A 9073-nucleotide genomic window follows, 5' to 3' on the forward strand; every position below is an offset into this window, starting at 1 on the left:
GGTTTGCACCCGCCGCCGCGACAGGGTTGAGTGGCCGGGCAGCAGACCGATGAGGCCCCACGCATGTCAGACCACCCCGCCAGGCTCGCGGCCCGCCCCTGGCTGGCCGAGAAGAGCGCCGCGCTGATCGACCGGATCGCCGCGCGCACCGCCGGCGGCGAAAGCGCCCAGATCGCCAGCCGCATCGGCACATTGGCGGCGATGAACCGGCGCATTCACGAGCGCGAGTGCTTCAACCTCAACCCCGCCACCAATGTGATGAACCCTGCCGCCGAGGCGCTCTTGTCCTCGGGCATCGGCACCAGACCCTCGCTCGGCTATCCCGGCGACAAGTACGAGATGGGGCTCGAGGCGATCGAGGAGATCGAGGTGATCGCCGCCGAACTGGCCTGCGAGATCTTCGACGCCACCCATGCCGAGATCCGCGTACCTTCCGGCGCGATGGCCAACCTCTATGGTTTCATGGCGCTGTGCCAGCCCGGTGATGCGGTGATCGTGCCCCCGGCCGAGATCGGCGGCCATGTCACCCACCACGACGGCGGCGCCGCCGGGCTCTACGGGCTGACGATCTACGAGGCGCCGGTCAATGCCGATGGCTATACCGTCGATCTGCAGGGCCTCGCCGATCTGGCCGAGGCGGTGGAGCCGCGGTTGATCACCATCGGCGGCAGCCTCAACCTGCTGCCCCACCCGGTGGCCGAGATCCGCGCCATCGCCGACCACGGCGGCGCCAGGCTGATGTTCGACGCAGCCCACCAATGCGGCATCATCGCCGGCGGCGCCTGGCCCAATCCGCTCGACGAGGGCGCGCATCTGATGACGATGAGCACCTACAAGTCGCTCGGCGGCCCTCCCGGCGGGCTGATCGTCACCCGCGGCGCCGAGATCGCCCGGCGGCTGGAGCAGATCGCCTTTCCCGGGCTGACCGCCAATTTCGACGCCGCCAAATCCGCCGCCCTCGCGGTCTCGCTGCTCGACTGGCGCGATCATGGCGCGGCCTATGCGGCGCAGATGGTCACCATGGCCCGGGCGCTGGCCCGCGCCATGGCAGCTGAAGGCCTGCCGGTGTTCCGCACCTCCGACGGTGCCACCCGCTCGCATCAGTTCGCGCTGCTGGCCGAAAGCTTCGGCGGCGGCCAGGCGGCATCGCGCAGCCTGCGCAAGGCGGGCTTTCTCGCCTGCGGCATCGGCCTGCCGACCGAGCCGGTCGAGGGCGACATGAACGGCCTGCGCATCGGCACGCCGGAACTGGTCCGCTGGGGCATGACCGAGGAGCACGCACCAGAGCTCGCCCGGCTGATCGCCAAGGCGCTCGCCGCCGACGCGCCGGAAACCCTGGCCGCCGATGTCGCCGCCTGGCGCGCCAGCTTCGACCGGCTGCATTTCATCCGCGAGGCCTGAAGCAGGATTTCCGCCGTCCCGGCTCGCCAGCAGCGTCCTCATGCCAAGCCAACGCCCCGCCGACCGCCCGCGTCGTCAACCAGTGCCGCCCGCCGAGGGCCGAGCGCCCTGACCAACCTAGCCCCCGCCGTCCCGGCCCCCGCGCCGGGGCCTCACCGCCAGAGCCTCACACCAAACCAACGCCCGGCCGATCGCCCTCGTCGCCGCAAGCCACGTCACGCCCGCTCAAGCCCATGCGACTGGTCATACCCGTTGACTGGCGATCCCTGCCAGCCCGCCAACGCCTCGGGCTCAGGCGCGAACACCTCGACCAGCAGCGGATGACAAGCCGCCACGTCAGAGCTGTGCTCGGCCGAGCAATCTCCACCGGGACAGGCGCTCAGCCCCCCCAACAGGTCGATCTCGGCAAAACACTCAAGGTAATCGCCCGGCCGCACCGGGCTGGCCTTCATGAAATACTGCCCCGTGTCGCGGGTGAAGCCGGTGCACATGAAGACGTTGAGCACGTCATGCACATGCAGCTCCGCATGGGCCAGCGGCAGCCCCCGCGCCTCGGCCAGCGCCCGCGTCAGGTTGGAATGGCAGCAATGATGATACTGCGCGCCCGACAACAGGTTGCCGGTATAGGGGTCGCAGCGGGTGCCGATCACGTCATGCACCGCCCCGCCGAAGGCATCAATGCCGTACCAGTCGAGCGTATCGCGCACCACCGTCGCCATCGCCCGCAGATGCGGCAGGCTCGACCACAGACGGTCGCCGGTGCTCACATGGGTGCCATGCAGCGCCCGGGTCTTGCCGGAATAAAACCGCTCGCCCAGGTCGCCGGCATTCCACAGGTTGAGATCGCCGACCTGCGGCCCCTCGACAGAGGTGATGCGAAAGAACTGCCCGGCCTGCACCTCGAAACAGCGCGCCTCGCGTGCCGGCACCAGTGTCTCGCTCACCTTCCGCGCCCCCGCCCGCGCCGCCTGTTTCAGGGCCAGCTGGGCGTCTGGCAGGGTCTCCGGCGGGTAGCAGATCACCGGCGGAACGGCGCAGCGCTCCTCGGCATCGGCGGGCATCTGTGACATCTGGCGCTCCTGTCAGGTTTGCACCGATCTGACAGGCCGGGCCGCCGATTGGCAAGGGCGCCCGAGACCGAGCTTGAGACGGGGCCTGAAACTGGGCTTGAGACGAAAACGGGGGCGACGCCTCCCCGCGTCACCCCCGTTTTGCATCGCGTCGGCCGCACGCCCGAAGGCGGGCCGTCGGATCAGATCGCGACCACGTCCAGCGGCGGAAAGCCGTTGAAGCCGATCGACGCATAGGTCGAGGTGTAGGCACCGCAGGCGCGGATCATCACCTTGTCGCCGGCGCGCAGCCCCAGCGGCAGTTGCACCGGCTGCTTTTCATAAAGCACGTCGGCGCTGTCGCAGGACGGACCGGCAAGGATGCAGGCACCGGTCGGCTCGTGATCGCGCTCGGTGACGAACTGGTAGCGGATCGCCTCGCCCTCGGTCTCGGCCAGGCCGGAGAACCGGCCGATGTCGAGATAAACCCAGCGGTGCAGGTCGTCGTCGGATTTCTTCGACACCAGCAGCACCTCGGCGGCAATCATCCCGGCCTCGGCCACCAGGCCCCGGCCCGGCTCCGCCATGATCTCCGGCACGTCGCCAAAGCGCTCCTGCACCAGGCGCATGACCTCGGCGGCATAGAGCGTCGGCGCGTCGATCTCGCGGCCGTAGAACGCCGGGAAGCCGCCGCCGATGTTGAGCAGGGTCAGCGCGTGGCCTTCGGCCTGAGCGGCATGCCAGACCGCCGCCACCTGATCGAGGATCGGTGCCCACATCGCGGCGCGACGGGTCTGGCTGCCGACGTGAAACGACAGGCCGACCGGGTCGAGGCCGTAGTCCTTCGCCATGGCGATCAGCGCCAGCGCCTTGTCACGGCCCGAGCCGAACTTGCGGGTCAGCGGCCATTCCGCCTCGGTGGCATCGACGATGATCCGCAGGTAAACGCGGGCGCCGGGCGCGTTGGCCGCGATCTTCTCGATCTCTTCCTCGGCGTCGACGGCAAACAGGTCGATCCCTTGGCCATGCGCCCAGGCGATGTCGGAGGCCCGCTTGATGGTGTTGCCAAAGGACAGCTGGTCCGGCGTCGCTCCGGCATCAAGGCACATCTGCAGTTCGACCCGGCTGGCGGCATCAAAGTTCGAGCCGACCGAGAGCAGCTTGCGCAGGATCTCCGGCGCCGGGTTGGCCTTGACGGCGTAGTGGATGCGGGCGCGGCCCAGGCCTTGCGCCAGGGCGGCGAACTGGCGGGCCACCGCCTCGGTGTCGATCACCAGGGTCGGGCGGGCAAAGTCCTGCGCGCGGATATAGGCCTCGACGCGCGAAACGGCGGGCTCATCGGTATTTGCGGTGGTGACAAAGGAAGTGTCGCGAGCGGTGAGCCCGGTTACGTATGCGTTCATGGTCATCTCCAATCAGACCCGGCCATTCCGGTTACCCGGCGCAGACCGCTCAGTTCCAAGGGAGACGTTACCGTCGCTGCGTAACCGCGTGGGTGCTGGCCCACCTCGACAGAGGCGCGTGCGTTGGCGTCTTGAATCGCCATATGGAGTGGAAGCGGGATTCGATCAAGAGAAAACGCGCGCCCGGATGATTTTTCCGCGCCCCGTCGCTTGTCTCTGACAGGGCACGGAAATCCGCCTCCGGCTGCGCACGTCAGGCGGCCAGCGGTGCAGCCTGGTCAGGTGCATCAGAGACCGGCTGCGGCTCCGGCGTGAAATAGGCCCAGGCCTCGTTCAGAGCGGCCAGCGCGGCCTCCTGATCGGGCGTTGCGGCGGGGATCGGTGCGGTCTGTGCGTCGGGGGTCTGCATGGGATCTGCCTTTCAGTAACTGCGACATCTCCTCCCTGCCGTTGACCTAAGCCCCCCGCGGCGCGAAGGCACCCCCCGTCTCCTGCATAAGCGCCCTGCCCCTCGCGCAAGGCTCCGCAACGTCAGCGCGTGTCGCGCAGGCAGACCGCCGGCGGCACGCCGCGCGCTCCCTTGGTCTCGGCCCCGCAATAGGCACAGCGCCAGAGGCTCTCGTCCGCGCCACGGGTCTCGCGCCAGCGGCATTTCCGCAGTGCCGGCCGCGAGAACAGCAGCAGCAGCACGAAGGCCACGATCAATCCAAGAGCAACGATCATCTCGGCGAAGTCTCTTCCGGCTCATCCGCAAGACGAACTAGCCCGCCCCGCCGCCCCGCCAAGAGCCTTCGCAATCTGCGCGGGTTCCCTGCTTCTTCTGTTCAGAAATACCCTTGGGGGGGTCCGGGGGGCAAAGCCCCCCGGCCTGTCGACGCGCGCAAGGCGCGGCGAAACTCAGACCGCGCGTTCCACCATCATCTTCTTGATCTGCGAGATCGCCAACGCCGGGTTCAACCCTTTGGGGCAGGTCTTGGTGCAATTCATGATGGTGTGGCAGCGATAGAGCTTGAACGGATCCTCGAGATCGTCGAGCCGTTCGCCGGTGGCCTCGTCGCGGCTGTCGATGATCCAGCGATAGGCATGCAAGAGCGCCGCCGGCCCGAGGTAGCGGTCGCCATTCCACCAGTAGGAGGGGCAGGAGGTCGAGCAGGACGCACACATCACGCATTCATAGAGCCCGTCGAGCTTCTTGCGGTCCTCGATCGACTGCCGCCATTCCTTGGCCGGGCGGTTGGTCTTGGTCTCGAGCCAGGGCATGATCGAGGCATGCTGGGCATAGAAATGCGTCAGATCGGGGATCAGGTCCTTGACCACAGGCATATGCGGAAGCGGGTAGATCCGCACGTCGCCCTTGATCTCGTCGAGCCCGTAGATGCAGGCCAGGGTGTTGATGCCATCGATGTTCATCGCACAGGAGCCGCAGATCCCCTCGCGGCAGGAGCGGCGGAAGGTCAGCGTCGGATCGATCTCGTTCTTGATCTTGATCAGCGCGTCGAGGACCATCGGCCCGCATTTGTCCATGTCGAGGAAATAGGTGTCGACCGTCGGGTTGCCACCCGCTTCCGGGCTCCAGCGGTAGATCTGGAACTTGCGGACGTTGGTCGCGCCCTCGGGTTTGGGCCAGGTCTTGCCGGTCTTGATCCGCGAGTTCTTGGGGAGGGTCAGTTGTACCATGTCGGTGCTCCTATTGCAGCAAGGCGCTGACGCCATTGGTCAGCAGGCATTGGAGGGTCTCGGGTTTGCGGGCAATCCCGGTGATGATTTCCCAGGTCGAGGCGGTGGGCCCGGTCACGCTGTCTGCCGCAAGCGTCAGGATCTGCTGGCCGCTGGCGTTGTCGATGATGCAGTCGGTGAAAGGCGCGACCGGCACGCCGGGCAGCCGTTCGGTGGCCGCACGCGCCACCACCGATTTCGCCGCGCCGCGCGCCAGCTGGTCCTGGGTGGCCGGCGTACAGGCGGCCAGCAACAGGGCAGCCGCCGCGAGGGGAAGCCCCCCGGTGCGCATCGCTCGGATCACATCAATGCCCCGGACAGATCAGCGTGCCGCGCTGCATCACGCCCAGCCCCATGACGCAGCCGGGCAGCACGACGGCGACCTGCTGCACCGGCACGGCCGCAACGCGCACCCGCGTTCGGACAGGGGCATAGGTCTCGGCGGCGACATAGCCCTTGCTGCCGTATTCCTCGGCATAGCCCTTGCCGCCGATTTCCTCGACGTAGCTCGTGCCGCCCAGCACTTCGACATAGCCCTTCTGGCCGTATGCGTCCTGCGCCACAACCGGCGCGGCCAGAACAGCAGCGAGGATCGCGGCGGCACATGTTGGGAGGGATTTCATCAGAACGTCCTTTCCTTGGGCGCGATCCGTTTCAGCGCAATGCCGCCCTCGTCTTCGGTGGTCAGCGGGTCGGTGACCACCGGGCGGAAGCTCAGATCGACCTTGTTGCCATCGACCGTGGCGATGGTGTGCACCCGCCAGTTCTCGTCGTCGCGCTTGGGGTGATCCTCATGCGCATGCGCGCCGCGGCTCTCCTTGCGCGCCTCTGCGCCGACGATGGTGGCGAGCGCGTTGGGCATCAGGTTGGTCAGCTCCAACGTTTCCATCAGGTCTGAGTTCCACACCAGCGAACGATCGGTGACCTGCAGGTCGCCCAGCTTGCCGGCGATCTTGGTCATCTTCTCGACGCCCTGAGACAGGGTCTCGGCGGTGCGGAAGACGGCGGCATCCTCCTGCATGCATTTCTGCATCTCGAGGCGCAGTTCGGCGGTCGGCGTGCCGCCCTTGGCGTTGCGCAGACCGTCGAAGCGGTCGAGCGCCTTGTCGATCTGGGCTTTCGGTGCGGCGGGCACCGCGCTCTCGGGGTTGACCACCTTGCCGGCGCGAATGGCGGCGGCGCGGCCGAAGACCACGAGGTCGATGAGCGAGTTCGAGCCCAGACGGTTGGCACCGTGCACCGAGGCGCAGCCGGCCTCGCCCACGGCCATCAGGCCGGGCACGATGCGGTTGGGGTCGTCCTCGGTGGGGTTCAGCACCTCGCCCCAGTAGTTGGTCGGAATGCCGCCCATGTTGTAGTGCACCGTCGGCAGCACCGGGATCGGCTCCTTGGTGACGTCGACACCGGCAAAGATCTTGGCGCTCTCGGAAATCCCCGGCAGCCGTTCGGCCAGCGCCTCGGCCGGCAGGTGGCTGAGGTTGAGGTGGATGTGATCGCCCTCTTCGCCCACGCCGCGGCCTTCGCGGATTTCCATGGTCATCGAGCGTGAGACATAGTCGCGGGGTGCCAGATCCTTGTACTGCGGCGCGTAGCGTTCCATGAAGCGCTCGCCCTCGGAGTTGGTCAGATAACCGCCCTCGCCGCGTGCGCCTTCGGTGATCAGGCAGCCGGAGCCGTAGATGCCGGTGGGGTGGAATTGCACGAACTCCATGTCCTGCAGCGGCAGGCCGGCGCGGGCCACCATGCCGCCACCGTCGCCGGTGCAGGTATGGGCCGAGGTCGCCGAGAAATAGGCGCGGCCGTAACCGCCGGTGGCCAGCACCACGGTCTTGGCGTTGAAGACATGCATGGTGCCGTCGTCGAGCTTCCAGCAGAGCACGCCCTGGCAGACGCCGTCTTCGCTCATCAGCAGATCGATGGCGAAGTACTCGACGTAGAACTCGGCCTTCTGCTTCAACGATTGGCCATAGAGCGTGTGCAGGATGGCGTGACCGGTGCGGTCGGCGGCGGCGCAGGTGCGCTGCACGGCGGGGCCTTCGCCGAATTCGGTGGTGTGGCCGCCGAAGGGGCGCTGGTAGATCTTGCCCTCTTCGGTGCGCGAGAACGGCACGCCGTAGTGTTCGAGCTCGTAGACCGCCTTGGGCGCCTCGCGGGCGAGGTATTCCATCGCATCGGTGTCGCCCAGCCAGTCCGACCCCTTGACGGTGTCGTACATGTGCCACTGCCAGTGGTCCGGCCCCATGTTCGACAGCGAGGCCGCGATGCCGCCCTGGGCCGCCACGGTGTGCGAGCGGGTCGGGAACACCTTGGTCACGCAAGCGGTGCGCAACCCCTGTTCAGCCATGCCCAGCGTCGCGCGCAGGCCCGCGCCACCGGCACCGACCACCACGACGTCATAATCATGCGTCTCGTAGGAATATTCAGCCATTACACGCTCCGGTATTCAAAGGGCCAGCTTGGCGATGGCAAAGACACCGGTCGCCGCGGCAGCATAGGACAGAAGGATCACGCCGAGGATCAGCACCTTGCCGGTGAGACCGTGGACGTAATCCTCGATCATGATCTGGGCACCATCCTTGAAGTGCAGGAAACCCACCACAATGGTCAGCGCCGCGAGGATCGCCGGATAGGGCCGCGCGTAATGGGCCACCACCTCTTCGTAGGGCGCGCCAAGGATGGCGCCGAAGTTGAAGATGAACAGCGGGATCAGGATCGCAAGCGCGACGGAGGAGATCTTCATCCGCCAGTGGTGCATCGTGCCGGACTTGGCAGAGCCCCAGCCCACGGCGCGTTTACGGTCGGTCAGGAATGACATGGCGGCGCCTTTCTCAGATGAAGATGACGGTGATAAGGGTCAGGATCACCGAGCCGCCGATCACGCCCCAGCCGAGCATGTCGGAGGTGCGGATGTCGAGCGCGACGGCCTGATCCCAGATGATGTGGCGCACACCGGCCAGCGAATGGTACCACAGCGCCCAGAGCGACAGGAACATGATCACATCGCCGATGAAGCTGGTGACGATCCAGTCGACGGTGGCGAAGTAGTCCGGCCCCGAGGCCGCGGCCAGCAGCCACCAGACCACCATCAGCGCGCCCAGCAACAGCGCGTTGCCGGTGATCCGGGTGAGGATCGAGGTCACTGAGTTGAGCTGAAACCTGTAGTACTTGCCCAGCATGAAGGGCGAGAGCGGTCGATTGCCGCGATTTACATCGGCCATGGCGCGTCCTTTCGGTTCTCTTGGCTACCGTGATAAGGATTTTTCGCGGCGTGTCACCGGGCGCACGCCCCCCCTGACGCGGTTTTTTGGCGCAACCCGGTGATTTTTGCAGCTTTGTGATCACAGCCTCACGGCCAGTGATCACAAAATTGCCGCCCTGCAGAAAACCCGGTGATTCGGGCGGGTTTGACCGAAAAGAAACCCGTGAGAAACGCTCGGGCTTATGTTAGCGGTCACGTCTCGAACGAAATGTGATCACGCGGATCCGGCCGGGGACGGTGGGTTG

General features: G+C 66.7%; 11 protein-coding genes. 1 reads left to right on the top strand and 10 read right to left on the bottom strand.

What is annotated here, in order from left to right:
* Positions 1 to 63 precede the first annotated feature (63 nt).
* Positions 64 to 1401: a serine hydroxymethyltransferase gene (gene glyA / locus VOI27_RS21370; RefSeq protein WP_323768381.1), complete on the top strand. Its 1338-nt coding sequence runs from the start codon at positions 64 to 66 to the stop codon at positions 1399 to 1401.
* 215 nt (positions 1402 to 1616) lie between these two features.
* Here the strand turns inward: glyA and VOI27_RS21375 are convergent, their stop codons facing one another.
* From VOI27_RS21375 to sdhC, 10 genes are all read right to left on the bottom strand, one after another.
* On the bottom strand, positions 1617 to 2471 hold the full coding sequence (locus VOI27_RS21375) for an urea carboxylase-associated family protein (protein ID WP_323768383.1): 855 nt from the start codon (positions 2469 to 2471) through the stop codon (positions 1617 to 1619).
* Positions 2472 to 2653: 182 nt separating this feature from the next.
* Positions 2654 to 3853, bottom strand: coding sequence for a type III PLP-dependent enzyme (locus tag VOI27_RS21380; RefSeq protein WP_323768385.1), 1200 nt, complete (start codon positions 3851 to 3853; stop codon positions 2654 to 2656).
* A 253-nt stretch (positions 3854 to 4106) separates the two neighbouring features.
* A complete protein-coding gene (locus VOI27_RS21385) occupies positions 4107 to 4262 on the bottom strand; it encodes a hypothetical protein (RefSeq protein WP_323768387.1) in 156 nt (51 codons plus the stop codon).
* A 122-nt stretch (positions 4263 to 4384) separates the two neighbouring features.
* Positions 4385 to 4576 carry a hypothetical protein gene (locus VOI27_RS21390; protein WP_323768389.1) on the bottom strand — a complete coding sequence of 64 codons (192 nt, stop codon included), beginning with the start codon at positions 4574 to 4576 and terminating at the stop codon, positions 4385 to 4387.
* A gap of 174 nt (positions 4577 to 4750) precedes the next feature.
* On the bottom strand, positions 4751 to 5530 hold the full coding sequence (locus tag VOI27_RS21395; RefSeq protein WP_323768391.1) for a succinate dehydrogenase iron-sulfur subunit: 780 nt from the start codon (positions 5528 to 5530) through the stop codon (positions 4751 to 4753).
* A 10-nt stretch (positions 5531 to 5540) separates the two neighbouring features.
* Positions 5541 to 5873 (bottom strand): hypothetical protein, encoded by a 333-nt coding sequence (locus VOI27_RS21400; protein ID WP_323768393.1) that lies wholly within the window; start codon positions 5871 to 5873, stop codon positions 5541 to 5543.
* 1 nt (position 5874) lies between these two features.
* Positions 5875 to 6192 carry a hypothetical protein gene (locus tag VOI27_RS21405; protein WP_323768395.1) on the bottom strand — a complete coding sequence of 106 codons (318 nt, stop codon included), beginning with the start codon at positions 6190 to 6192 and terminating at the stop codon, positions 5875 to 5877.
* A complete protein-coding gene (sdhA, locus tag VOI27_RS21410) occupies positions 6192 to 7997 on the bottom strand; it encodes a succinate dehydrogenase flavoprotein subunit (protein WP_323768397.1) in 1806 nt (601 codons plus the stop codon). The genes VOI27_RS21405 and sdhA overlap by 1 nt, the downstream gene beginning before the upstream one ends.
* A 15-nt stretch (positions 7998 to 8012) precedes the next feature.
* Positions 8013 to 8384: a succinate dehydrogenase, hydrophobic membrane anchor protein gene (gene sdhD, locus VOI27_RS21415; protein ID WP_323768399.1), complete on the bottom strand. Its 372-nt coding sequence runs from the start codon at positions 8382 to 8384 to the stop codon at positions 8013 to 8015.
* Positions 8385 to 8397: 13 nt separating this feature from the next.
* Positions 8398 to 8787 (bottom strand): succinate dehydrogenase, cytochrome b556 subunit, encoded by a 390-nt coding sequence (gene sdhC / locus VOI27_RS21420; RefSeq protein ID WP_323768401.1) that lies wholly within the window; start codon positions 8785 to 8787, stop codon positions 8398 to 8400.
* Between the last annotated feature and the right edge of the window lie 286 nt (positions 8788 to 9073).

Origin of the sequence: Marinovum sp., assembly GCF_034669705.1 — a bacterium.
In the GTDB taxonomy this organism is placed as follows: domain Bacteria; phylum Pseudomonadota; class Alphaproteobacteria; order Rhodobacterales; family Rhodobacteraceae; genus Marinovum.